The following is a 24,942-nucleotide window of genomic DNA, read 5'->3' on the forward strand; positions in this document are numbered from 1 at the left end:
ACGGCTCACCACCTATAGCGCCAGCCCTGCAACATTTCAGATCGGCTTACACTCACCCGCCCATCAGCATTGGCTGATCAACTGCTTAAGTACGGCCTTGAACGTTTCGACCTGGGCTTGGCTGAACTCGGCAAACACCTTTTCCTGCTGCTCCCGTGCAATCGCCCACAGATCTTCGGTTTGCTCGACACCGGCAGCGGTCAGATGCACGCCCTGCTCATCATCATCCACCAACCCCTTGCGCTTGAGGTTGGCCACCGCGTCATCGATTTCCCGCACCGGCATCGCGACTTCCCGCAGCAGGTCGCCGGGGCTCAGGCGGGCGTCGTTCTCCAGCACCATCAACATCCGCGCCTCGTTGGTGCGCAGGCCGGTGGACAGCTGTCGGGGTTGGTAGCTGGATTGGTAGGCGCGCACCGCCTGGGTCATCAAGTAGTAGAGGTTGTGGCGCAGGCGCCCCTGGAAATGGCTGCTCGGCGGCTGGCTTTCGTCACGCTTGGTCATGCGGGTATGGGGCAAGACCATGGAATAGGCGCCCTGATGGTAGAGCAGCGGCGCACGGCCAAAATCGTCGAAGGCCACCACCTTGCCGATCATGATCCAGTGATCGCCGCCGTCCACTTGTTGGTAGTTCTCGCAGTGAAAGCGCGCCGCACAATCGGCAAATACTGGCGCGCCACCCTCTCCCGGTTCGTATTCGATCTCAGCGAAGCGATCGTCCTTGGGCCGCGCAAAATTGTTCGACAGGTCGATCTGGTCCGCCGCCAGCACGTTGACGGCGAAATGGCTGGCCTGCTCGAACACCTCATGGCTGTTGGAGCGTTTGTCGATGCTCCACAGCACCAGCGGTGGATCAAGGGACACCGAATTAAAGCTGTTGGCGGTAACGCCCACCTTGCGCCCGCAGGCGTCAGCGGCGGTGACCACGGTGACGCCCGTGGCGAAGTTGCCCAGGGCGCGGCGAAAGGCCCGTGGGTCGAAGGTCGATTCAGACATGCAAGACTCCCGGACTGCGTCATGCGCAGCCCCTATTGTTGTTTTCAAAAGCGGGTTCAGATCATGCTCGGATCGGGCTCCAGGCCCATCAGCTCACGCCCGAGGATCTGCGCACAGACGTCGTAGTCGGTGTAGGCATGGGCGCCGGTCATGTGCGAATCGCGGAACAGGCGCTGCATCTCGTTATGTTCAAACCAGGCATTGCCGCCAGCGGCTTCGAACAGGCGGTCCACCGCCTGGATGCACATCTTGGTGGCGTAGGCTTGGTTGGTGCGCCAGAACGCCAGGGTTTCGCGGCTTGGGTAGCGTTGCTGCTCACTGTGCTCGGCGTGTTCGGCCCAGGTCTTTTCCAGGAACGCTCGCGCGGCGCCCACCTGGTGCGTCGACTCGGCCAGCCGCATCAGCGCCGGGGTGGCGGCACCGACTGCGGCACCGGTGTAGGCGCGTACTCGCGTTTTGGTCTTCTCGCGGAACACTTCCAGCATCCGCTCGGCGACGCCCAGGCTCACGGTGGAAAAACCGCTGGCGAAATAGGGGCGATACGGCGAGTAGAACACCTTGCTGTCGGGGTACAAGCCGAAGCCTGCGGACTTGCCTTCCATCATGTCCTTGGCCTTCTGGATGCGGTGCTCCGGCACCCTGGCCTTGTCGATGATCAAGGTCTTGGTGCCGCTGCCTTTCATGCCCGCCGCAAACCAGTCATCGCGGATCTGATAGTCACTGCGCGGCAGCACCGCAAAGCAGTAATCCTGAGTGCCCTCGGCATTGGGCCGACGGAATCCGACAATCGCCCATTCGGCGTGATCGCAGCCGCTGCTCCAACCCATCTCACCGCTGAACAGCACGCCACCCTCAACCTCTTCGGTGCGACCGAACGGCGCGATACTGCTGCTGGCCGTGGCATTCGGGTCCAAACCCCAGACTTCCTGCTGCAACTGGGCAGAAAACAGTGCCAGTTGATGGCTGTGCGTACACAGCAGGCTCATGGCCCAGGCCGTGCTGGCGCAGGCTCCGGCGAGCAACGCGATGCAGTCGGCAAACTGTGGCAGCGACAACTCCATGCCACCGAACGCCTTGGGCTGGAACGCACGGTGCAGGCCGATGCCTTTGAGCAGCGCAATATTCTCGGCGGGCACCTTGCGATCCTGCTCGGCTTGGAAGGCATTGGCGGCAATGGTCGGCAAGACGGACTTGAGGTCTTCGAGGAGCGGGTTTGGCTTTTTCATGGATGGCCCTGCTTATTATTGGATGTCCGGGCAACCCCAAAAAGCGAGGCGTGGCGCCGGATGCAGGGCCAGTATGGAGCGCAGTTTGCTGGCCGAACATGCACCTTCCAGAGTCAAGATTGTACTTTTCAAAGGCTCAGGCTGATCCGTCGCGCACAGGCGTTGGCAGCCAGAGACATGCCACTCGGCAGCCAGAGTCAAGCCCGTTCCGGCCACTGCAATTAACCTCGGGCTTTTCAATGTCTGCCACCAGGAAAAACCCATGAGCGATATTCCACTGCTGCCCCAGGTTGAAGCCTTCCTCTGTCGAAACCATACGTTGTTCATCGACGGTGGCTACGTCGAGAGCCATTCGAGCCAGCGGTTGGAGGTGATTAACCCGGCGACCGGCAAGGTCATCGCCGATGTCGTCGACGCCGACCCGGCCGACATCGACGCAGCCGTGGCGTCGGCGAGCCGAGGCTTCAAGCAGTGGTCGCAGGTCGCACCGGCGGTGCGCGGCAATGTACTGCTCAAGCTGGCCGACCTGCTGGAGCAACACCGCGAAGAACTGGCACAGATCGAAACCTGCCAGTCGGGCAAGATCATCCAGATTTCCCGTGCTTTCGAAGTCGACCAGGCCGCGCATTTCCTGCGTTACTACGCCGGCTGGGCTACCAAGATCAGCGGCCAGACCATCACCCCGTCGCTGCCCTCCTTCGCCGGCGAGCGCTACACCGCATTCACCCTGCGCGAGCCGGTCGGGGTGGTGGTCGGCATCGTGCCGTGGAATTTCTCGACCATGATCGCCATCTGGAAACTCGCCTCGGCGCTGGTGACCGGTTGCAGCATCATTATCAAGCCCAGCGAGTTCACGCCGCTGACCATCCTGCGCATCGCCGAGCTGGCGATTGACGCCGGCCTTCCCGCCGGTGCGCTGAACGTATTGACCGGTGGCGGCAGCGTAGGCAAAGGCCTGATCGAACACCCCGGCACCGACAAGGTGTCGTTCACCGGCTCCGTGCCGACCGGGATTGCGGTGGGCCAGAGTGCCATGGGCGCCGGACTGACCCGGGCCACCCTTGAGCTGGGCGGGAAAAACTCGGCCGGATTCCTGCGCGATGTGGACCTGGACAAGGCCGTCAACGGCATCATCGAAGCGGGCTTTTTGCACTCCGGGCAAATCTGCGCCGCCGCCGAACGCTTCTTTGTGCACCGTTCGCAGATCGAAGCGGTCATGGGCAAACTGGCCCAGCGCCTGAGCGCGCTGAACATCGGCTCGCCCCTGGATGAGCGCACCGAATTCGGCCCGGTCACCAACCGCCAGCACCAACTCAAACTCGGCGAGTTCTTCGCCAAAGCCCGCGCCGAAAACAACAGCATCATTCACGGGGGCAACCTGATCGACCGTCCTGGCTGTTACGTCGAACCGACGATCATCCTCGCCAACAACGTCAACGACACCCTGCTCAACGAAGAGACCTTCGGCCCCATTGCCACGTTCTTGCCGTACGACAGCGAAGAAGAACTGCTGGCCTTGATGAACAACACACCCTACGGCTTGAGCGCCAGCCTCTGGACCAACGACTTGGGCAAGGCCCTGCGCATGGTGCCCGCCATCGAGGCCGGCACGGTGTGGGTGAACATGCACACGATGCTCGACCCGGCGGTGCCGTTTGGCGGCAACAAATCCTCGGGGATAGGCCGGGAGTTCGGCAGTGCGTTCATCGATGACTACACCGAGCTAAAGTCGGTGATGATTCGCTACTGAAAACACATTATTGGATCCACTGGAGCATATCGACCGATAATCGCCCAACAAAATATCAATACAAGATTGACTCTCCATCCTACGGCCCATTTAATGGATCCATTAAATAAAAATAATCCGTTGCCTGGAGAGTCATCATGTACCCCAAGAACACGTGGTATGTCGCCTGCACCCCCGATGAAATCGCGCACAAGCCCCTGGGTCGTCAGATCTGCGGCGAAAAAATGGTGTTTTATCGTGGCCAGGAAGGCGCCGTGGTGGCGGTCGAGGACTTCTGCCCCCATCGCGGTGCGCCGCTGTCGCTGGGTTATGTCGAGAACGGCAACCTGGTCTGCGGCTACCACGGGCTGGTCATGGGCGGCGACGGCAAGACCGTGGAAATGCCCGGTCAGCGGGTACGCGGCTTTCCGTGCAACAAGACCTTTGCCGCGGTTGAACGCTACGGCTTCATTTGGGTGTGGCCCGGCGATCAGGCCCAGGCCGACCCGGCGCTGATCCACCACTTGGAATGGGCCGTGAGTGACCAATGGGCCTATGGCGGCGGGCTGTTTGACATCCAGTGCGACTACCGCCTGATGATCGACAACCTGATGGACCTGACCCACGAAACCTACGTGCACGCCTCCAGCATCGGCCAGAAGGAAATCGACGAAGCGCCGCCCGTGACCACGGTGGACGGCGATGAGGTCGTCACTGCCCGGCACATGGAAAACATCATGGCCCCGCCGTTCTGGCGCATGGCCTTGCGTGGCAACAACCTGGCCGATGACGTGCCGGTAGACCGCTGGCAGATCTGCCGCTTCACCCCGCCCAGCCATGTGCTGATCGAAGTCGGCGTGGCCCACGCCGGCAAGGGTGGCTATAACGCCGCCCCCGAGCATAAGGCTGCGAGCATTGTGGTCGACTTCATCACCCCGCAAACCGAGACCTCGATCTGGTACTTCTGGGGCATGGCGCGCAACTTCAACCCCCACGATGAGGCACTGACCGCAAGCATTCGCGAGGGCCAGGGCAAGATTTTCAGCGAAGACCTGGAAATGCTCGAACGCCAGCAACAGAACCTGCTGGCCCATCCGCAGCGCAACCTGCTCAAGTTGAATATCGACGCGGGTGGCGTGCAGTCACGCAAGATCCTGGAGCGACTGATTGCCAAGGAACGCGCCCTCGAACCGCAACTGATCGCCACCACCACCGCCTGAACAGCGCGACAACTTTGCGAGGACTGAACATGATCGATGTGGTGGTGGTATCCCGTAACAACGAAGCCCAGGACATTTGCAGCTATGAACTGGCCAGTGTCGATGGCCAGCCGTTGCCGGCCTTCAGTGCCGGCGCGCATATTGACGTGCACCTGCCCGACGGGGTGATCCGGCAATATTCCCTGTGCAATCACCCCGAAGAACGTCTTCGCTACCTGATCGGCGTGCTCAAGGACCCGGCCTCCCGGGGTGGCTCGCGCAGCTTGCACGAGCAGGTTCACGAGGGCGCACACCTGACCATCAGCGAACCCCGCAACCTATTTCCCTTAGTCCACGACGCGCGTCGCAGCCTGCTGTTTGCCGGTGGCATCGGCATCACTCCGATCCTGTGCATGGCCGAACGCCTGGCCCATGCGGGGGCCGACTTCGAACTGCATTACTGCGCCCGCGCCAGCGAGCGTGCGGCGTTTGTGCAGCGACTCAAGGCGTCGCCGTTTGCAGAGCGAGTGTTCCTGCATTTCGATGAGCAGCCGCACACGGCCTTGAATGCTGCCGAGGTGCTGGCGGCGCCCGCAGGCGACGTACACCTGTATGTCTGCGGCCCTGGCGGGTTCATGCAGCATGTACTCGACAGCGCACGCGCACAGGGCTGGCAGGAAGACTGCCTGCACCGCGAATACTTTAGTGCGGCACCGGTGGACAGCAGCCTCGACGGCGGCTTTTCGGTGAAGCTCGGCAGCAGCGGCCAGGTCTTCGAAATTCCCGCCGACAAGACCGTGGTCCAGGTCCTGGAAAGCCACGGTATCGAGATTGCGGTGTCCTGCGAACAGGGGATTTGCGGCACCTGCCTGACCCGCGTGCTGGAAGGCATACCGGAGCACCGCGATCTGTTTCTCACCGAGCAGGAGCAGGCGCTGAATGATCAGTTCACGCCCTGCTGTTCGCGGGCGAAAACGCCCTTGCTGGTACTCGATATCTAACCGGGTTACGACGCGGGCAGGATCACCTTCATGCGCGCGTCGGCGGTGGCTGAACTGAAAATCTCGGCATAGCGCAGGGTCGCGTTGGCATGCTCGCGCATGATGGCTTCGGCCCGTGCGCCCTGGCGATTGACCAGGGCGTCGAAGACCGAGTGATGCTGCATATGGGCATAGTTGAAGCGTCGGTACTCGCGGGCCATGTCCTCGCGATCCACCGCCAGCGCGGTCACCGAGGCGAACGGCAAGTGATCATTGCGCGCCAGCGCGTCGGCGATCGCCGGGTTGTGGCTGCCTTCGACGATGACCTGGTGAAAGCGCATGTTCAGGTCGTGATAGACCTCAAGGTCGTCTTCGGTCACGTAACCCTTTTCGAACAGTTGATCGCCCTCGACCAGGCAGCGCTCCAGCGCGGCGCGGGCCTCGTTGGATAACCCAAGCTCCGCGGTTTGACGCGCGGCCAGGCCTTCGAGCACGCCGCGCACTTCAACCGCGCCGGCAATGTCGCTGGGGCTGACCGAACGCACCTGATAACCGCGCCCGCCAAACGGCACCAGCAGTCCTTCTTGTTCAAGGGTACGAAAAGCCATGCGCACGGGCATGCGCGACACGCCGAACAACTGCGCCGTGGGAATTTCCATCAGCCGCTCGCCCGCCGCCAACTCCCCGCTGGCAATCATCTTGCGCAGTGCAACCAGCACCAATTGACCGGGCTTACTCATCCAGGCAACTTCCAGAAAACGTGGGTCGCCATAGTACCGCAAGCCTCTGCCGCCGTCAGACGAATGCCAGTGCCGCCCGCGCCCCGTCTATCGCGCCCAAGTGCTGGGCCAGTCTTGATGGCAGGTAATCAAAAAAGAAACCGGCGCTTTGCAGCTTGGCGGCGCGCAACGGATCCCCTTCGGGCAATGCCCTGGACACCCGTGCCGCCCGCGCCCAGGCAAAGGCCAGCAGCGCAACGCCACACAGCTGGAGGAAATCCGGCGCAGCGCGATACGGGTATTCGCTGTCTTCCAGGGAGCGTTCGCGGATGGCACTCACCACCTTGTCCAAGGCGTCGCACAGGCTGCCAAGTGCCAGGGAGAAGGCCGCGCATTCGACGAACTCGCTGCCCTGCCCGGCCTCTGCACGCAACTCGCCCAGCAGCAGGCCGAACACCCGACCGTCATCCCCAAGCACCTTGCGCAGCAACAGGTCATTGGCCTGGATCTCATTGCTGCCCTCGTAGATCATCGCGATGCGACTGTCGCGCAAGGTTTGCTCGATGGCGAACTCGGCGACGTAACCGTAACCGCCGAAGACCTGCAAGGCATTGCTGGCCTGGCGGAAGCCCTGTTCAGTGAAAAACGCCTTGATGATAGGGGTCAGCAACGGCGCCAATGGGTCGTCCCGATCCAGCAGGTGCGCCGCCCAGTAACCGATAGCGCGCATGCCCTCGCTGGTGGTGCGCAGCTCCAGCAATACACGCCGCATGGCCGGGTGATAGCAGATCGGATCGGCCGCCTGGGCCGCCACTTCTTCAGGCCTGATCGGCGCGCGCATCTGCACACGGTCGGCGGCGTATTGGCGGGCGTTCTGCCACGCCGCCTCGGCATGCCCCAGGCCTTGCAGGCCCACGTGTAGGCGCGCCGAATTCATCATCACAAACATTGCCGCCAGGCCGCGATTGGCCTCGCCGATCAGCCAGCCCTGGGCAGCTTCGAACGTCAGCGAACAGGTGGCGCTGCCCTTGATGCCCATCTTGTGCTCAAGGCCGTCACAGCGCACGCCATTGACGTGGCCATCGTCCAATCGCTTGGGCACCAGAAAAAGGGAAATACCGCGACTGCCGGACGGCGCATCGGGCAGGCGCGCCAGCACCAGGTGCAGGATGTTGGCCGTGAGGTCGTGCTCGCCACCGGAGATAAACAGCTTGCTGCCACTCAGGCGATAACTGCCATCCGCTTGGGGTTCGGCGCGACAGCGCAGCAAGCCGACGTCGCTGCCGGCCTGGGGCTCGGTCAGGCACATGGTGGGCAAGGCCTGGCCGGTGACGATTTCAGGCAAGTAGCGCGCCTGCAACCACTGCTCGGCGTGGGTCTTGAGGCACAGGTAGGCGCCATGGGCGATGCCGGTGTACATGGCCCAGGCGTGGTTGCTGGCGTAGAGCATTTCTTGCAACGCCGCGTCGAGCAATTGCGGCAAGCCCTGCCCGCCCACTACCTCGGCGCACGCCAGCCCTGGCCAGCCACCGTCCACATAGGCCTGGTAAGCCTCGACAAAACCATCCGGGGTGCTGACCTGCCCCGCCTGCCAACGGCAGCCCTGACGATCACCTTGACTGTTCAGCGGCGCCAGCACGCCCTGACTGAAGCGTGCAGCCTCCTCCAGCACCTGCATCGCCAGGGACAGGTCCAAGGCCTGCCATGCAGAGGGCGCCTGCAGCCAATGCTCCAGGACAAATTGCATATCGCGCAGGGGCGCCTCATAGCTCCACATCGGGACACCTCATCATCGAATAAAACGTGTGTGTTCAAGCGCGCCAGTCAGGGTTCTCGATCAGCAGCGCCATGCCCTGCCCGCCGCCCACGCACGCAGCGGCAATGCCGTAGCGCAGGTTGTGCTGACGCAGTTGCCGGGCCAGGCTCATGACCAGGCGCAGACCGCTGGCAGCCAAAGGATGCCCCAGCGCAAGGGAGCCGCCCTGGACGTTGAGCCGAGTGCTGTCCAGCTCCAGCTCCTGGGCCACAGCGAGTACCTGGGCCGACTGCGCTTCGTTGATCTCGAAACGGCCGATATCGCTCAGGTTCAACCCGCTGCGGTGCAGCAACAGACGAATCGCTGGTGCCGGGCCGATGCCCATGAATTCGGGGGCCACGCCGACCACCGCGCTGGCCACCAACCGGGCCAGGGCCGGGTGCGTGCAGTCTGAGGCGCGTCCCACCAACGCGGCCGCCGCACCATCGACCACCGCACAACTATTGCCGGCGGTCTGCACCCCATCCGCATGCACGGCGCGCAAACGCGCGAGTGCCTCAAGGTCGGTAGACCGTGGGTGACTGTCCTCGGTCACCGCAGCGGCGCGACGTGCCAGGGTGAGGCGTCGGGGTTGATAACCGTCAAGTTCGAACACCTGGTTATCGACGCTGACGATCTCTTGCGCCCAGGCCCCCTCACGCTGCGCCTGCAACGCACGCTGATGACTGTCACAGGCATACCGGTCCACCGCCTCGCGGCTCAGGCCATAACGGCGCGCCAGGTTATCGGCGGTGGCGATCATGTCCAGGCCGGGAGCCGGGTCGTACAGTGCCTCCCACAGAAAATCCTTGAATTGCACCTCGCCTCCCAGGCGAAACCCGCCCCGGTGGGTGTAAGCAGCAATCGGATTGCGCGACATGGATTCAGCCGCCACGCACAGGGCCAGTTGCACCTCGTCGCGCAGTTGTTCAGCGGCCTGGCGCAACAGCTCGAAACCGGTGGCGCAGATGCGCTGCACCCCCAGCGCCGGGACCGATTGCGCCACACCGCTGTACAACCCGATATGCCGTGGCAGCAAGTAGGCATCGAAGCTGGCCTGGGCCATGGAACCCGCCAACACGCTGTCCACCGCCTGCGGATCGATATCGGCCCGGGCCAGCACTTCACGGCCGACCTTGATCCCCAGGTCGATGGGCGAGACCTGGGACAGCGCACCACCGAGGTCGACCCACGGCGTGCGCACCGCCTCGAAAATCGCCGCGTCGGCAAACGCCGAATACTGCCCTGCGCCGCTCAAGGCTTGGGCCCGGCGCGCAGGATGGTGGGGTCTTCACCGCGATACAACGCCTCGACCTTGGCCGCGCGCCACTGCAGTACCGCCCGCTGATTGATCGAACCTTTATCGGTGATTTCCCCACGGTCGATGGACGCGGGTTCGTCGAGCACGGCAATCCATTCCAGGCGACTGGCATTACCGGTGGCGTCGCGATTAAGGCGTTGCAACCAATCGCCGAACCATTGGCGCACCGGCTCGCTTGCCAATACCTGGGCGTCGCTGGCGTCGGCGCTCAAACCCGCCAAACGGCGGCATTCGTAGGCTCTGGGGAACACCAGCGCCCCCAGGCATTCGCGGTCCGGCGCGGCAATGACCAGGTCTTGCACGTAGGGCGAGCCTTCCAGTACCGCGCGATTGCGCAACGGGCCTACGCTGACAAACACCCCGGAAGACAGCTTGAAGTCTTCGGCAATGCGCCCGTCGAACATCAGCCCCAATTGCGGCTGGTGGGGATCGGCGAGTTTGATCGCGTCTCCGGAACAGTAGAAACCCTGGTCATCGAACACCTCGGCGGTTTGCTCGGGCGCGCGCCAGTAACCCGGCATGATGTGCGGCCCGCGAAAGCGCCCTTCGAACTTGCCGTCCACCGGCACCAGTCGCACTTCGCATCCCGGCGCGGGCAAGCCGATATAACCGGCCATGGACAACGGCCCAGTGGTGAACGTGCAGGACGGCGCGGCTTCGGTCATGCCCAGCCCGGCCATCATGCGGATGCGCTCACCGCAGTGCAGCTCGGCCACGCGGTCGAGGCGATCCCAGATGCTCTGTGACAGGCCCGCAGCGGCAAAGAAGAACAGTGTCATCCGCGCAAAAAAGCGCTCGCGCAACTCAGCATCCTGCTCCAGGGCGCTGACCAGCTCTTCCCAGCCTTTGGGAACGGTCAGGTAGGCCGTCGGCGAAATTTCCTTGAGGTTGCGCAGGGTCTCGGCAAAGCCCTGGACCGTGGGTTTGCCGTCGTCGAGGTAAAAAGTGCCGCCGTTATAGAGCACAATGCCGACGTTGTGGCTGCCGCCAAAGGTGTGATTCCACGGTAGCCAGTCCACCAGCACCGGCGGTTCCTCGCCGAACACCGGAAAGGTCTGCAACAGCATTTGCTGGTTGGCGCAGAGCATGCGTTGAGTGGTGATCACGGCCTTGGGCAGTTTGGTCGAGCCCGAAGTGAAGAGGAACTTGGCAATGCTGTCCGGGCCCGTGGCGTCAAACGCCGCTTCAGCCTCGGCGCCACTCGGCGTTTTAAGCAGGCTGTCGAAGCTCACCCGAGTGCGCCCAGGCACTTCACCGCGCACACTGATCAACGGCGTTTCGGCGGGCAACACCGCCTCGATTGCGCGCTGGTAGGCGGCCGCATCGCTGACGAACACCAGCCCCGGTTGCAGCAGGCCACACACATGCCGCAGCTTGGCGAAATCCTGGGACAGCAGCGAATACGCGGGCGATACCGGGCAATACGGAATACCGGCATACATGGCGCCCAGCGCCACCTGCAAATGCTCGATATCGTTGCCCGACAACAATGCCAGTGGCTTGTCCGCCGACAGTCCGTAACTCAACAGGCCTTGGGCAATAGAGCGCACGCTGTCGAGCATCTCCCTGTAGCTCACGCGGCGCCAGTCGCCACCGCCCTGGCGTGCGGCGATAAACGTCTGCTCGGGGCGCACCCGGGCCCAATGCACAAGACGATCGAGCAAGCGCGCAGGCAACTCGGCCAACGGCTCCAGGGAACGCATATGCAGCACGCCCTGCTCTTCGGTGACCTGCACCGGTGCGTGGCCGATGGACACTTCGCGGTATCGCGACGCGGACTGGGGTTGCGGTCTGAATTCGGAACTCACAAGGACGTCCTCCATCAAGGCGAATCAACGCCGCCTTGTTATTGTTATGTCGCAGCGCCTGCTCAGATCGGGTAGTGCCGTGGCCCGTTCTGCAAGGTCACCCAGCGCAATTGCGTGAAGTGTTCAATGGACGCCTTGCCGCCAAAACTGCCGTAGCCGCTGGACTTGACCCCACCGAAGGGCATCTGCGCTTCGTCGTGCACGGTCGGGCCGTTGATATGGCAAATGCCCGATTCGACCCGCTGTGCCAGGGCCAGGGCACGGCCGGTGTCACGGCTGAAAATCGCCGCCGACAGGCCGAACTCCGAATCGTTGGCCAGGCGCAGCAAGGCTTCGTCGCCGTCACCACGCAACAGCACCGCCACCGGACCGAAGGACTCTTCGCGGTACAAACGCATGTCTTCGGTAACGCCATCGATCAGCGTCGGTTGCAGGATGCTGCCGTCCAGTTGCCCTCCGGCCACCAGCCGCGCGCCTTTGCCCAGCGCATCGTCGATCAGGGCCTTGATGCGCGTACCGGCGCTGGCGTCCACCAGGGAACCCAGTACCGAGTCCGCCGCCGTGGGATCACCGGCGCGCAGGGTCGCGACCTTGGCCGCCAGCTTGGCGACAAAGGCATCGGCGACCTTGGCGTCGACAATCAGGCGCTCGGTGGACATGCAGATCTGCCCTTGGTTGAAGTAGGCGCCAAAGGCTGCTGCCGATACGGCGGCGTCCAGGTCGGCGTCGTCCAGCACCAGCAACGGCGCCTTGCCGCCCAGCTCCAGCAAGGCCGGCTTGAGGTGACGGGCCGAGAGTTCACCGACGATCCGCCCGACATGGGTTGAGCCGGTGAAGTTGACCCGACGCACCGCCGGGTTGGCGATCAGCCGTTCGACAATTGCCGCCGCATCCGCCGGGGCGTTGCTGATGACGTTGACCACGCCATCGCCCAGGCCGGCGTCCTGCAGCACCTGGCCAATCAGGCGGTGCACTGCCGGGCTCAGTTCCGAGGCTTTGAGCACCACGGTATTGCCGCAGGCGAGCGGCATGGCAATGGCGCGGGTAGCGAGGATCACCGGAGCATTCCACGGCGCGATGCCCAGCACCACGCCGCAGGGCTGACGCAGGGCCATGGCGAAGCTGCCAGGCACATCGGAAGGGATCACGTCGCCGGTGATCTGGGTAGTCATCGAAGCCGCTTCGCGCAGGATATTGGCCGCCAGGCGCACGTTAAAGCCATACCAGTTGGCCATGGCGCCGGTCTCGCCGGCGGCCGCGATAAATTCGTCGCTGCGCGCCTGCAACTGCTCGGCAGCCTTGAGCAGCCGGGTACGGCGTTCGTTGGGCGCCAGCGCCGCCCACGCGGGGAACGCAGTTTGGGCAGCCGCCACGGCGGCGTCAGCATCTTCCAGAGTGGCAGCGGCGACCCGCGAGACCACTTCACCGGTCACCGGGTTGCGACGCTCAAAGGTTCGACCGTCGCGCGCGGGGCACGACTGGCCGCCGATCAACAGGGGCACGTCCAGCATGGTGATTCCTCTTTATTGTCTTTATCGGGAATACGTTCAAGCAGGGTAAAACGGTGCGGCCCGCAGGCCGCATCCTTCAGCGTTTATACGCCTGCAGACCAGGCTTGATGCTCTTGTCGTCGAGGAATTGCTTCATGCCCTGCTCGCGACCGCCTTCGGTGTCGAGCAGGCGCGATTGGTCGAGTTTGGCGTAAAGGTAATCTTCGTTCTGCTCCCAGGTCAGCTCGCGGCAACGCTTGAAGCCATGCTTGGCGGCACGCAGCACCACCGGGTTTTTCTCCAGCAGGTTGCGCGCCAGGTCAATGGTGACTTCACGCAGTTGCGCCAGCGGCACGCTTTCGTTAACCAGGCCCATTTCAGCGGCTTTCTGCCCGCCAAAGGTCTTGCCGGTCATGATGTAGTACAGCGATTGGCGATGGCCCACGGTGTCGGCCATGGCCTTGCTGACCAGGTTTCCAGGCGGGATGCCCCAGTTGATTTCCGAGAGGCCGAAGGTGGCTTCGTCGGCGCAGATCGCCAAGTCGCACGCTACCAGAGGGCTGAAGCCGCCGCCGAAGCACCAGCCGTTGACCATGGCGATGGTCGGCTTGGCGTACATGCGCAGCAGTTTCCATTGCCATTGGGAGGCTTCGCGGCGGATTTTTTCCTGGAGGATTTCCGGGCCGGCATCCACTTCGCGGAAGTATTCCTTGAGGTCCATGCCGGCGGTCCAGGCCTCACCGGCTCCGGTCAGCACCAGCACACCGGCGGCGGGATCCTGTTCCAGGGTTTCCAGCACGTCGATCATTTCCCGGTTCAGGGTCGGGCTCATGGCGTTGCGCTTTTCGGGGCGATTGAGAATGACCCACGCGATGCCTTCCTCAATCTCAACCTTGACGGTGGTCCAGCGGCCTTCGTAATTGCTCATGGCGGTGTGCTCTTGTTCTGGGTTTGAAGATGATTCGAAATTAAACCGCAAATATAGTTATGTCAATTAACTATTAATCTGAATAACCAATATTTAACGACTGTGAAAAACCGTCGTAGCCACAGCGCGCCAACCCCGGCAAACTAGATAGCCTTGTTAACCGCTACCTTCTGAGGATTGCACTGCTAATGGCCAAGCCTTCCAACATCGCCACCAGCCAGGCCCTGCCCGACCATGACGAGGTACAGCCGCCGCTGGATTCAGCCCTGGACGATCTGATCGGTTATGCCATGCGCCGCGCCCAGCTCAAGCTGTTCCAGAACCTGATCGGCCGACTGTCCGACCACGACCTGCGCCCCGCACAGTTCTCGGCCCTGGCGATCATCGAGCAAAACCCCGGCCTGATGCAGGCCGACCTCGCCCGCGCCCTGGCAATCGAACCGCCCCAGGTCGTGCCGTTGCTGAACAAGCTGGAAAGCCGCGCCCTCGCCGTGCGCGTGCGCTGCAAACCCGACAAGCGCTCTTATGGGATTTTCCTGAGCAAACCGGGCGAAATCCTGCTCAAGTCCCTCAAGGACATTGCCGCGCAGAGCGACCTGGACGCCACCGCAGCCCTGGACGTCGAGGAACGTGCAGAGCTGCTGCGTTTGCTCAAGAAGGTGTATCAGGACTGATCCCGCGATCTACCACAGCGCCACGGTGTAGAGCACCAGGAAGCGGGTCTGGTTTTCATCGCGAAAGGCCGCGCCGCCTGGGAAGTCGTTGCGGTAGATCGACTTGCGTGCCATCAGCCCGACGTTCTTCAGCGGGCCGCTTTGGATCACGTAACCCAACTCCATCTGGAACTCACGTTCCTTGCGGTCCTCGGCATTGAACGCCGCCAACTCGATGTTATCGCCGCGCACATAACGCAGCCGGCCCTTCAGGCCCGGCATGCCGGATGCGGCAAAGTCATAGTCGTAAATGGCCTGCCAGGTGCGCTCCTTGGCGTTGAGAAAATCCGAACTCATGGTCAGTTCGCTCATGCCCATCAGCTCCGTGCCGGAGATATAGGGCGTGGCAGTGTCGCCGCTGGAATGCATGTAACCCAGGCTGACGCGGTGCCCACCCAGGCGGTAGGCAAACAGCGCCGAGAGGTTACGGTTATCCACGTCCCCAGCCTTGGCACTGCCGTCCTCGCGGCTGAAGAAACTGCGCAGGTCGCTGGTGAATACCCCATCGCCCACCGGCAGGTTGTGCAGCAACGCCAGGGTGTCCTGCTGGTAAAGGTCCGCCACTTGGGAGTGATAGACGCGCAGGCTGAGGTCTTTATTGACCTGGTAATCCCCGCCGACATACGCCAGGTGTGAGGTGGTCGCCGTCGCATTGAACCGCCGGTTGGGCGATGCGATGGTCATAGCCTGGTAGTCAGTGGAATCACGCTTGTTGATACGGTCGATATAGCCCGTGTTCAGGGTCAGCCCGTCGATGTCCTTGGAGCTCAAGGTGGTGCCGCGAAAGGTCTGGGGCAGCAGGCGGGACGGGCTGGCGAAGGCGAATGGCAGGAAGATTGACACGTCACCGGCCTTCACCGTGGTTTGTGCAAACCGCAATTTGGCGGTGGGCGCCAGGCGTGAGTATTCATCGGCGGCACGCTTGTCGCTGGCCGACACCGGCAATAGCTCGGTGCCGCTGCGGTCCGGCGACGAGTCGAGTTTGACCCCCATCAGCCCACGCACATCCAGGCCAAAGCCTACGACGCCAGGGGTGTACCCAGACTCCAGGTTGAGCATGAACGCCTGGGCCCATTCTCGCGCGGCGGTCTTGGCGCCGTCGTCCTTGTAGTCACGGTCCAGGTAGTAATTGCGCAGCGTCAGGGTGCCGTGGCTGTCGTCGATGAACCCCGCCGCCCACAGCGGAGTGGGCAGGATGCTGAACATCAGCAGTGCACTGATCAGGCGTGGAGTGCTGTTCGACACACAGCAGGCCGCCGCGACGGCGTCCGTGGGGAGTTTTGGCATGTTCGATGTCCATTTTTTGTTGTTGTTTTTGGGGGTGGCACAGGCGTGGCCCAGTGGGCTTCGCGGACAGAGAATGGAAACAGCTGGATCCCTTCGTCAACCGCCACTGACCGATAATCGAACATTAATAAACCTATCTATTTTCATATTTTCGACTGACGTTAATCTCAAACACCTGCGTTAGACGGCTTGCGTCATGATTTTAGACTGGGGTCCGGCACCCTTCTTTTTATAGTTATATTTGTTATCTTAATTTCCAGCAGCCGGTCAGGCTCGCCACCACAACAAAAACAACAACGAGGTTTGCCCATGAACAGTTCATCGCGTCGTTCGACGCTGACGATCGCTTTGTGTTTTATCGTTGCGCTGATCGAGGGTTTCGATCTACAGGCGGCCGGCACCACCGCTGCCGGGCTGCGCAACAGTTTTGCCCTTGACCCGAAAATGCTCGGCTGGGTATTCAGTGTCGGGATCATCGGCCTGCTGCCGGGAGCGTTTTTTGGCGGATGGATCGCCGACCGTATCGGCCGCAAGAAAATCCTGGTGATCGCAGTGCTGCTGTTTGGGCTGTTCTCCTTGAGCACGGCATTTGTGCAGAGCTATTCAAGCCTGTTGCTGGTGCGTTTTCTCACCGGCCTGGGCCTGGGCGCCGCGTTGCCCAACCTGATTGCGCTGTGTGCCGAAGCGGTGAGCGAGCGCAATCGCGGCACCGCCATCAGTGTCATGTACTGCGGTGTACCGCTGGGGGGTGCATTGGCCGCCGTGGTGGCGATGTTTTCCAGTGAACACTGGCAGACCACCTTTATCATCGGCGGCCTGGCGCCGCTGCTGGCCGTGCCATTGATGATCCTGCTGCTGCCCGAATCCAACGCCTATCGCCAACAGGTCGATCACACGCCAGGCGCCCGCCCATCCACGGGCCAGGCACTGTTCGGCGAGGGTCGCGCCCGCACCACACTGGCGCTGTGGCTCAGTTACTTCTTCACCCTGACCGTGATGTACATGTTGCTTAACTGGCTGCCTTCATTGTTGCTGGAACAAGGTTTCAGCAAACCCCAGGCGGGCATGGTGCAGATGCTCTTCAATATCGGCGGCGCCCTCGGTTCACTGCTCGGTGGCGTGCTGCTGGACCGTTGCAACGCGCTCAAAGTGGTGCTGTTTGTGTACGCCGGGTTGCTGGCGGCGCTGGCCGGTGTCGGCCTGTCGGTGGGCATCGTGCCCATGGCCGTCGCGGGTTTCGCTGCCGGGTTGTTCGTGATGGCTGCGCAATTGGTGCTGTATGCCAGCGCCCCGCCCTCCTACCCCACGGCAGTGCGCGCCACCGGCGTGGGTGCGGCCGTGGCCATCGGCCGTCTGGGCTCGGTGGCCGGGCCGCTGGCGGCCGGGCAACTCCTTGCGGCAGGCGCCGGTACCGCCGGCGTGCTGCTGGCGACCTCTCCCGGCGTGGTGATCGCCGCACTGACCATCATCAGCGTGATGGTGCGTGCGGCGCCACTGAACCTGCCCGGCACCTCCACGTCTAGAACTGGTGCAGCCAGTTAAGCACCAGCTTATTGCCCTGGGTGCGGTTCTGCGCCTCCTGCTCAAAGTACGCGTTCACCGACAGGACATTCTCCTTGTTGAACGCGTACACCAGGCCCGGGCCAATGGCCCAGACCTTTTCCCGCCGACCACTCACCGCATGCCCCTCTACCTCGGTGTCGGTGATCTGCTTCAACCAATAGCCATTCAAGCCCACGCTCAACTGCTGGTCGATTGCGTACTGCAACGTCAGGTTGGCATGCAACGCCTGCCCCGCCTGGGTGTCGGAGACATCGCCAAAACTGGCCGATGGTTGGTCATTCTTGCCATTCCACAGGTACATGAAGCGCCCGCTCGCCGACCACTTCGGGTTGAACCAGTAGGTCGCCGCGTAATACGGGTTGAATGACCAGAAGTTGCTGCCAGGGTTGATCGAGCGCTTGCGATCGTAGGCACCTACCGGGATCGCCACATCGACTTCGACCCGCTGGGTCAACAGCGGGCTGCCATCGGCGCGGTTCAGGGTCGGCAGTTGCAGGAAGGGGCCGACGACCACGTCGCCAAAGCCTGCCCGCGAACTCAGTGCCGCGTTATTCAAACCATCGTCCACATCCACATGGGCCAGGGACGTGTTGATCACGGTGAATCCGGGCATCGCACCATTGGCCAGGGGTTGGCCGACGTAGATGATCTGCGTGGTCGGCGCCACCACTTCCACGTCCTGCTTGGGCAGCGCCAGCTTGTTGCCGTTGGCGTCATTGAAGCGGCTGGCGCGCGAGTACGTCAGGTATTCCTCCAGGTACCAACCGGGTCCGGCAGGCGCTGGCGAGCCATCGTAGAAACTGGTGCTGCCCAGGTTGAGTCCGGGCAGGTCGTAAGCGTGTGCAGTCGATGACAGTGCGACAAATGTTGAGGCCGCAACGGTCCGCAAGATTGGCTTGAGCATCTTGTATGTCCTGTATTTTTGTTGTTGTTCAAGACCCCCGGCGCGGTGGATCCGCCCCGGGGTTTAACGCGGCTGCAGCGCCTACACGTAGGTGGCCGCCAACCCGCCGTCCACCGGCAGATTGACCCCATTGATCCATCGCGCAGCGTCCGAACAGAGGAAGGCAATCACCGACGCCACCTCATCGGCCAGGGCGGGACGCGTCATGCGCTGGCTGTCCTGGGCCACCCGTTCCGGGCCGAGCATGCTGACGAAATCCCCCAGAATCGGGGTGAACACCGGCCCCGGCGCGACGCAGTTGATGCGTACCGAATGATCGCGAAACCATCCTTGGGATTGCTGCAGGCTCCAGACGATCAGCGCCTCTTTGAAATACTGATAACAGGTGCCCTGCTCCACCGGATTGGCGGCCAGCCACTGCTGCCCGGCCCTGAAACTTTCGGTCGCCGCCAGCGCCCTGTGCAGCGCCAACCGCTGCGGCCACTGCGCACCGAGTACCGAAGCGACATTGACGATGCTGCCGCCCGCTGGCATGCGCGGCAGCAGCGCTTGAGTCAGATGGCGCAGGCCCAGGTAATTGACCTCGGCCACCGTTTGCATCGGCGCCGTACCGGGCACGCCGGCAATGTTGCACAGGGCATCGACCTGCTGCGGCAGGCGCGCCACCAGCGCATCGATGCTGGTGGGATCGCTCAAGTCGGCATGGAAAAAGCCATCAAGCGTCAACTGCGGTTCATGGCGATCGACGCCGATCACCGTGGCGCCCTGGAAGCGCGCCAATCGCGCGACTTCCGCACCTATGCCCGACGCCACGCCGGTCACGATCAAGGTTTTACGGTACAGGTTCATGGTCAAGCCCTCTTATTGTTGTATAGGCATGCGCGAGCCGGGGCTCAGAAGGGATAGGTCGGCGGCGTGTTTTTTACGGTGACCCATTGCCACTGGGTGTACTCGTCCCAGTCGGCCGGCCCACCCACGCTGCCGCCATTGCCCGAGGCGCCGCGCCCGCCGAAGGGGTTGATGCATTCGTCCGCCACGGTCTGGTCGTTGATGTGCAGCAGGCCGCAATCAAGTCGTTCGCCAATGGCCATGGCGCGCCCCACCGAGGGTGAAATGATCGCCGCCGAAAGCCCGTACTCGGTGCGGTTGGCCAATTCGATGGCCTCCTCGTCCGTGGCAAAACTGACCACCGTGGCCACTGGGCCGAACACTTCGTCCTCAAAGGCGCGCATGCCCGGCCGTACGCCACTGAGCACGGTGGGCTGGTAGAACAACCGGTCGTATTCGCCGCCCGCTTCCAACCGCGCGCCGGCTTGCAGGCTGTCGCTGACTATCTCGTGCACGCGCTGCAATTGGCGTTGATTGATCAATGGGCCGAGCGCGGCCTCACCCCGGGCGGCGTTGCCCACGGTGAGCGCCCGGGCCTTTTCCACCAACTTGCGCGTCAGGCTGGCGGCGATGGATTCATGGACCAGAATCAACCCGGTCGCCATACAGATTTGCCCTTGATGCAGCCAGGCGCCCCAGGCGGCATTGCTTGCGGCCAGGTCGAGGTTGGCGTCTTCGAGAATAATCAACGGGTTCTTGCCGCCCAGTTCCAGCGCGACTTTTTTCAGGTGCCGACCGGCCACCTCGGCGACTTTGCGCCCCGCTGCCGTGGAGCCCGTAAACGCGATCATCCGCACATTGGGGTCGCGGCACAGCGCCTCACCGGCCGCTGCGTCGCCGGGCAACACGTGCAGCAGGCCCTTGGGCAAGCCTGCTTCTTCGAAGAGTCGGGCAATGAGAAAACCACCGCTGACCGGCGTCTGTGGGTCAGGCTTGAGCACCACCGCATTGCCCGCCGCCAAGGCCGGCGCCACCGAGCGCAGTGACAGTATCAGCGGGAAATTGAACGGTGAAATTACCCCAACCACGCCATGGGGCTGGCGCCGAGCATAGGACAATCGCCCCGCCGCACTGGGCAGCACCACTCCGTGGGGTTGAGACAACAAGCCCGCCGCCTGATGCAGCAGCACAATCGCCTCGCGCACTTCGTGTTCGCCCTTGAACAGCGCGCCCCCGGTTTCCCGCGCGACGTACAGCGCCAGTTCGGCGAAAGACTGCTCGGCGACGTCGGCCGCCTTGCGAAACACCTCGGCGCGCTCCCGTGGACCGAGTGCGGCCCACGCCGGTTGGGCCAGGGCCGCGCTGCGACTGGCCAGGGCGACATCGGCCGGGCTGGCCATGGCGCAGCGCAGCAGCGGCTCGCCGGTGGCGGGTTCGATCACGGGGCTCACGGATCCCGAAGCGGGTATCCAATCGCCGTTAAACAGGCATTCGGACTCAAGGGCCCGCTGTAACAGGTGGGTGGTTTCAGACACTGACATGGCAACTCCCGGTTCTTGTAATTGTCATCGCCTGCACAAGTGCAAACGCCGCATTTGGCCTTGAGCAAAGGCTGTGCCGCTTGCACGTGCTGACGCAGACATAAACCGCCGAGGGCTCTGGACCGGGGCCTGACACGTGCCGCCCATTGACCACTCGCCCATCGGCCGCAAAAACCAGGGGCCTGGCACTTGTTCAATTGATAAGGTTATGTTTAGTAACTATCTGAGCAGTTACTCATATCGTTCATTCGCTTTGCAGGGGCATAACAATGACTAACCCCCACAGCGCGCCAGCCACCGCGCCCTATCATCCGCGCGGCGACAGTCGCCACCTCAGCGACAGCAGCTCGCCGACGCCTGCGGAACTGACCGACTGCCTGTTTTTTTCTCCCGAAGACGGGAGGATCTGGCTCAACGACCAACGCATGCTGCTGCTGCACAGTTCCTCGTTCGGCGCCCTGCGCAGGGAAGTCATCGAGCGTCTGGGGCTGGAGCAGGCGCGCGGTCTGTTCACCCGTACCGGCTATGCCTCCGGAGCGCGGGATGCCCGGCTGATCCGCGAGCGCTGGCCAAACGCTGATGCCGCTGCGGTGTTTCGTGCCGGGACGCACCTGCACACCCTGGAAGGCATGACCAAGGTCGAGCCGCTGCATTTCAAGTTCGACGCCGACTCGGGCTTTTATGAAGGCGAGTTTCTCTGGCACCACTCCTGCGAGGCCGATGAGCATGTGGGCGCCTACGGCATCGGCCAGGACCCTGTGTGCTGGACGGAGACCGGCTACGCCATCGGTTTTGTCAGTGGCCTGTTCGGGCAACTGGTGATCTTTCGCGAAGTAGAGTGCCGAGGCATGGGCCACAGCAGTTGCCGGGTGATCGGTAAGACCGCTGAACAATGGGGTGATGTTGAGCAGGACTTGCGCTACCTGAACGTGTCCTCGACCGTCACCCACACCGCCGACGCCTGTGCGCGCCACAGCCCGGTAGACCGCCTTGCCAGCACCAGCGCACCCCGACCTTTGGTGGGCGCCAGTGCCGCGTTCAACGCAGCAATGCAGGCCCTGCAACGCGTCGCGCAGACGCCCGCCACCGTGCTGATCAGCGGGGAGTCCGGCGTGGGCAAGGAAATGTTTGCGCGCCAGTTACATCAACTCAGCCGTCGCCACGACAGCCCGTTCGTGGCGCTCAATTGCGCGGCCATCCCGGACAACCTGATCGAGGCTGAACTCTTCGGGGTTGAACGCGGCGCGTACACCGGCGCCACCCACTCACGGCCCGGGCGTTTTGAACGGGCCCAGGGCGGCACGTTGTTTCTGGATGAAATCACCAGCCTCAGCCTGGCCGGTCAAAGCAAACTGCTGCGGGCGTTGCAGGAGCGCGAGATCGAACGCGTCGGAGGCATACGCGGCATCACGGTGGATGTGCGGGTAGTGGCCGCCACCAATATCGATCTGCGCAAAGCGGTGGCTGACGGCACCTTTCGCGAAAACCTGTTCTACCGGCTGAATGTCTACCCCATCGCCCTGCCGCCGTTGCGTGAACGCCGCGATGATATCCCGCTGTTGATCAACGCGTTCCTCACCCGCTTCTGCCAGGAGTACGCCCGTACACCCGTGGGCCTGACCATGCGCGCCCTTAAAGTCCTGCTGCGCTACGACTTCGCAGGGAACGTGCGCGAACTGCAAAACCTGATCGAACGCGGCCTGATCGCCAGCGACGAAGGCCAGGCCATCGACTTGGTGCACCTGTTTCGCAACGAGCCACTGCCGGCGGATCCGTACGGCCTGGACGACCATGGCAGCCTGTCAAACACCGCACCTTTGCAGCGCCCAGCACTGCTGGACACCCTTGGGCAGTTGGACCAGGGGTTTTCCATCGAGGGCCTTGAATCACGCCTGATCACCGAAGCGCTGCAACAGAACGCCGGCAACCTCGCCGCCGCCGCCAGGCTCGTGGGGCTTAGCCGTGCTCAGTTTGCCTATCGGCTGAAGAAGCACCAGCGGCAACAGCCTTGAAGGGATTGCCTGAAAATGAGTGCTTTAAATGTTTTATCCGATTAAGTATTTTGCACGGGTACCGAGCCCCCTTTGAATCGTGACCAGGAGCACCCGTGACCGGACTGCGTGAACGTCAGAAAGCCGAACGCCGACAAGCCATCAGCAAGGCGGCCATCGAACTGTTTGAGCGCCAGGGTTTCCAGAACACCACCATCGAACAGATCGCCAGCCAGGCTGGCGTATCGGCGCCCACGGTGTTCAAGTATTTCGGCAACAAACAGGAAATCATCCTGGAAATCCTGCACCACGCTGATCAACGCGCGATCACCGACACTCGCCGCCTGATCCAGGAAATCGAAGATCCGGTTGACGCGCTGTGCCACCTTGAACGGCTGCTGACCGGCTACGCCCTGGAAGTCATGCACCCCAGCCTGTGGCGGGAATTGCTGCCACTGATCCTGTTCGGCGGCACCAACGAACTCCCCGCCGGCTATCGCGCGATGAACGACGCACTCAGGGCTGAGATCAGCCAACTGCTGCGCGAACTGCAACTGGCCGGCAAGCTACGCCCGCAACTGGACGTGGAAATGGCTGCGTTTTTACTGAACGATTACTCACACCTGCAACTGTTCAGACTGGTGAATCAGGAGCACCCGGATATAGAAGCGCACTCCACGCAGGTCAGGCGTATTACGGAGCTGGTGTTTTATGGCATGCAGGCCTGACTGAGGGGTTGCCCCCATGAGCATGGTTATCTGCACGATTCTTACAGGTTGACGCCTCACTCTGTGGTGAGCGGGCTTGTCCCGCGCTGGGGTGCGCAACGGCCTTAGAGCCGACCGGATTTTTGTCTCGTGTCCTCTGGTAACCGCGTGGGAGGGGGCTTGCTCCCGATGGCGGTGGGTCAGTTACAGCTCTGTTGGCTGACACACCGCCATCGGGAGCAAGCCCCCTCCCACATTTTGATCTCCATAGATCAGACAGATAGGTCTCAGTCTGCTTTTGCTCTGCTTTTGCCCTGCTTTTGATCCGGCCCTTACATCCTCTTCGCTGACGAAGTCAGCGGTCTTTTGATCTGCGCTTTTGATCTTGATCTCAGGCGCCCCATCAAACACGCTGGCCGAACGCAGGCTTGAATCCGTGGGTAACCCGGCAGGACGCCGGGTTAGCCGCGCTGGGCCATGGATGGCCCATCGCGGCGGCCCACGGATTCAAGCCGGAGTGAGGGCACACCGAGCCTAGGCGAGGTGCCGAGTGTTGGGGCGAAGCGTTTTTGGTTACTTTTTGCGCTCTTCAAAAAGTGACCCGCTGTAAGAGCGGAACCCATAGCCGCCGTTACCCCAATAACGGATATGTACACCGACAAACCGCCATCGCGCTCGAACTCGGTACCCCGGACAGAGCCCGCACATCACTGCACCAAACGCCCTCAGTAAAACCGATAACACCGAACCACCACCTGATCAGCACTGGGGTAATGCACCAACCCAATAAAACTCGCACGCCCAAGCCAATCCAACCGCCCCTTCGGCACCTGAAACACCGGCGTGCAGGTACACCGATACTCCGTCTCGGGAATCGGCCACTGCCCCTCACGCTCCAACTGACGCCCATACTCCGTCATGTTCAGAACCCCCCGATTACGCAGATTAATCAGCTCTCCCTGATCAGTCCTGAGGCTATAGCGAGCGTCCAGTTGACCCAGCCCATCCGGGCGCAGAACAAACAAATCCTCGCCGCCCGCCAGCACCTGACCGCGAATACCTACCCCCTCGAAATCCCCCCCCACAATCGGGTAGTTGCAGCGCAAACCGTCAACACTGTCGCCCAGCATCACCCCACGCCCTATGGCCACGCGCAACGTCAGCACGCGCTGCAAATTAGGCGCAACGTCCATCAAGTCCAAATGCTCACTCATGGC

General features: G+C 62.5%; 20 protein-coding genes. 7 read left to right on the top strand and 13 right to left on the bottom strand.

Annotation, left to right across the window (positions count from 1 at the left end; translation table 11 throughout):
- Positions 1 to 63: 63 nt before the first annotated feature.
- Positions 64 to 996: a p-hydroxyphenylacetate 3-hydroxylase reductase component gene (locus G9Q84_RS19385; protein WP_122753245.1), complete on the bottom strand. Its 933-nt coding sequence runs from the start codon at positions 994 to 996 to the stop codon at positions 64 to 66.
- Positions 997 to 1,052: 56 nt separating this feature from the next.
- Positions 1,053 to 2,222, bottom strand: a complete 1,170-nt coding sequence (locus tag G9Q84_RS19390) for a p-hydroxyphenylacetate 3-hydroxylase oxygenase component (RefSeq protein WP_032891364.1) — start codon at positions 2,220 to 2,222, stop codon at positions 1,053 to 1,055.
- A gap of 262 nt (positions 2,223 to 2,484) precedes the next feature.
- Between G9Q84_RS19390 and G9Q84_RS19395 the strand changes: the two genes are divergently transcribed.
- The 3 genes from G9Q84_RS19395 (at position 2,485) to G9Q84_RS19405 (ending at position 6,151) form a co-directional block, all read left to right on the top strand.
- Positions 2,485 to 3,972 (top strand): aldehyde dehydrogenase family protein, encoded by a 1,488-nt coding sequence (locus G9Q84_RS19395; RefSeq protein WP_181643910.1) that lies wholly within the window; start codon positions 2,485 to 2,487, stop codon positions 3,970 to 3,972.
- A 137-nt stretch (positions 3,973 to 4,109) separates the two neighbouring features.
- A complete protein-coding gene (locus G9Q84_RS19400) occupies positions 4,110 to 5,171 on the top strand; it encodes an aromatic ring-hydroxylating oxygenase subunit alpha (RefSeq protein ID WP_027603468.1) in 1,062 nt (353 codons plus the stop codon).
- 29 nt (positions 5,172 to 5,200) lie between these two features.
- Positions 5,201 to 6,151, top strand: coding sequence for a PDR/VanB family oxidoreductase (locus tag G9Q84_RS19405; RefSeq protein WP_181643911.1), 951 nt, complete (start codon positions 5,201 to 5,203; stop codon positions 6,149 to 6,151).
- Positions 6,152 to 6,156: 5 nt separating this feature from the next.
- Here G9Q84_RS19405 and G9Q84_RS19410 read toward each other — a convergent pair whose 3' ends face one another.
- The 6 genes from G9Q84_RS19410 to G9Q84_RS19435 all read right to left on the bottom strand — a co-directional run bounded on the left by G9Q84_RS19410 (position 6,157) and on the right by G9Q84_RS19435 (position 14,191).
- A complete protein-coding gene (locus tag G9Q84_RS19410; protein ID WP_095184855.1) occupies positions 6,157 to 6,870 on the bottom strand; it encodes a GntR family transcriptional regulator in 714 nt (237 codons plus the stop codon).
- A gap of 55 nt (positions 6,871 to 6,925) precedes the next feature.
- Positions 6,926 to 8,626, bottom strand: a complete 1,701-nt coding sequence (locus G9Q84_RS19415; RefSeq protein WP_181643912.1) for an acyl-CoA dehydrogenase — start codon at positions 8,624 to 8,626, stop codon at positions 6,926 to 6,928.
- 34 nt (positions 8,627 to 8,660) lie between these two features.
- A complete protein-coding gene (locus G9Q84_RS19420) occupies positions 8,661 to 9,902 on the bottom strand; it encodes a thiolase family protein (RefSeq protein ID WP_181643913.1) in 1,242 nt (413 codons plus the stop codon).
- Positions 9,899 to 11,773, bottom strand: coding sequence for an AMP-binding protein (locus tag G9Q84_RS19425; RefSeq protein WP_181643914.1), 1,875 nt, complete (start codon positions 11,771 to 11,773; stop codon positions 9,899 to 9,901). Before G9Q84_RS19425 ends, G9Q84_RS19420 begins: the two co-directional genes overlap by 4 nt.
- Positions 11,774 to 11,835: 62 nt before the next feature.
- Entirely contained in the window at positions 11,836 to 13,284 is a 1,449-nt protein-coding gene (locus G9Q84_RS19430; protein ID WP_032891356.1) for an aldehyde dehydrogenase, read from the bottom strand.
- Between the two features lie 76 nt (positions 13,285 to 13,360).
- Positions 13,361 to 14,191: a p-hydroxycinnamoyl CoA hydratase/lyase gene (locus tag G9Q84_RS19435; RefSeq protein ID WP_032891354.1), complete on the bottom strand. Its 831-nt coding sequence runs from the start codon at positions 14,189 to 14,191 to the stop codon at positions 13,361 to 13,363.
- 188 nt (positions 14,192 to 14,379) lie between these two features.
- On the opposite strand from G9Q84_RS19435, the gene G9Q84_RS19440 reads away from it, so the two are divergent.
- Positions 14,380 to 14,865 carry a MarR family winged helix-turn-helix transcriptional regulator gene (locus tag G9Q84_RS19440; protein WP_032891352.1) on the top strand — a complete coding sequence of 162 codons (486 nt, stop codon included), beginning with the start codon at positions 14,380 to 14,382 and terminating at the stop codon, positions 14,863 to 14,865.
- Positions 14,866 to 14,874: 9 nt separating this feature from the next.
- On the opposite strand, the gene G9Q84_RS19445 is transcribed toward G9Q84_RS19440, so the two are convergent.
- Positions 14,875 to 16,191: an OprD family porin gene (locus G9Q84_RS19445; RefSeq protein WP_181643915.1), complete on the bottom strand. Its 1,317-nt coding sequence runs from the start codon at positions 16,189 to 16,191 to the stop codon at positions 14,875 to 14,877.
- A 309-nt stretch (positions 16,192 to 16,500) separates the two neighbouring features.
- On the opposite strand from G9Q84_RS19445, the gene mhpT reads away from it, so the two are divergent.
- Entirely contained in the window at positions 16,501 to 17,733 is a 1,233-nt protein-coding gene (gene mhpT / locus G9Q84_RS19450; protein ID WP_338104104.1) for a 3-(3-hydroxy-phenyl)propionate transporter MhpT, read from the top strand.
- Here mhpT and G9Q84_RS19455 read toward each other — a convergent pair.
- From G9Q84_RS19455 to G9Q84_RS19465, 3 genes are all read right to left on the bottom strand, one after another.
- Positions 17,711 to 18,658: a SphA family protein gene (locus G9Q84_RS19455; RefSeq protein ID WP_032891347.1), complete on the bottom strand. Its 948-nt coding sequence runs from the start codon at positions 18,656 to 18,658 to the stop codon at positions 17,711 to 17,713. The two genes, mhpT and G9Q84_RS19455, sit on opposite strands and share 23 nt — an antisense overlap.
- A gap of 81 nt (positions 18,659 to 18,739) precedes the next feature.
- Positions 18,740 to 19,507 carry a coniferyl-alcohol dehydrogenase gene (locus G9Q84_RS19460; protein WP_181643916.1) on the bottom strand — a complete coding sequence of 256 codons (768 nt, stop codon included), beginning with the start codon at positions 19,505 to 19,507 and terminating at the stop codon, positions 18,740 to 18,742.
- A gap of 44 nt (positions 19,508 to 19,551) precedes the next feature.
- A complete protein-coding gene (locus G9Q84_RS19465) occupies positions 19,552 to 21,027 on the bottom strand; it encodes a benzaldehyde dehydrogenase (protein WP_122753237.1) in 1,476 nt (491 codons plus the stop codon).
- Between the two features lie 269 nt (positions 21,028 to 21,296).
- Here G9Q84_RS19465 and G9Q84_RS19470 point away from each other — a divergent pair, with 269 nt between their 5' ends.
- On the top strand, positions 21,297 to 23,039 hold the full coding sequence (locus tag G9Q84_RS19470) for a sigma-54-dependent Fis family transcriptional regulator (RefSeq protein WP_181643917.1): 1,743 nt from the start codon (positions 21,297 to 21,299) through the stop codon (positions 23,037 to 23,039).
- Positions 23,040 to 23,134: 95 nt separating this feature from the next.
- Complete coding sequence (locus tag G9Q84_RS19475) at positions 23,135 to 23,746, top strand: TetR/AcrR family transcriptional regulator (protein ID WP_032891341.1); 612 nt, start codon at positions 23,135 to 23,137, stop codon at positions 23,744 to 23,746.
- Positions 23,747 to 24,450: 704 nt separating this feature from the next.
- Here G9Q84_RS19475 and G9Q84_RS19480 read toward each other — a convergent pair.
- The gene (locus tag G9Q84_RS19480) at positions 24,451 to 24,939 is read right to left on the bottom strand and encodes a DUF3237 domain-containing protein (protein ID WP_032891339.1); all 489 of its coding nucleotides are present in this window, start codon (positions 24,937 to 24,939) and stop codon (positions 24,451 to 24,453) included.
- Between the last annotated feature and the right edge of the window lie 3 nt (positions 24,940 to 24,942).

The organism is Pseudomonas sivasensis, from assembly GCF_013778505.1.
Classification (GTDB): Bacteria; Pseudomonadota; Gammaproteobacteria; order Pseudomonadales; family Pseudomonadaceae; genus Aquipseudomonas; species Aquipseudomonas sivasensis.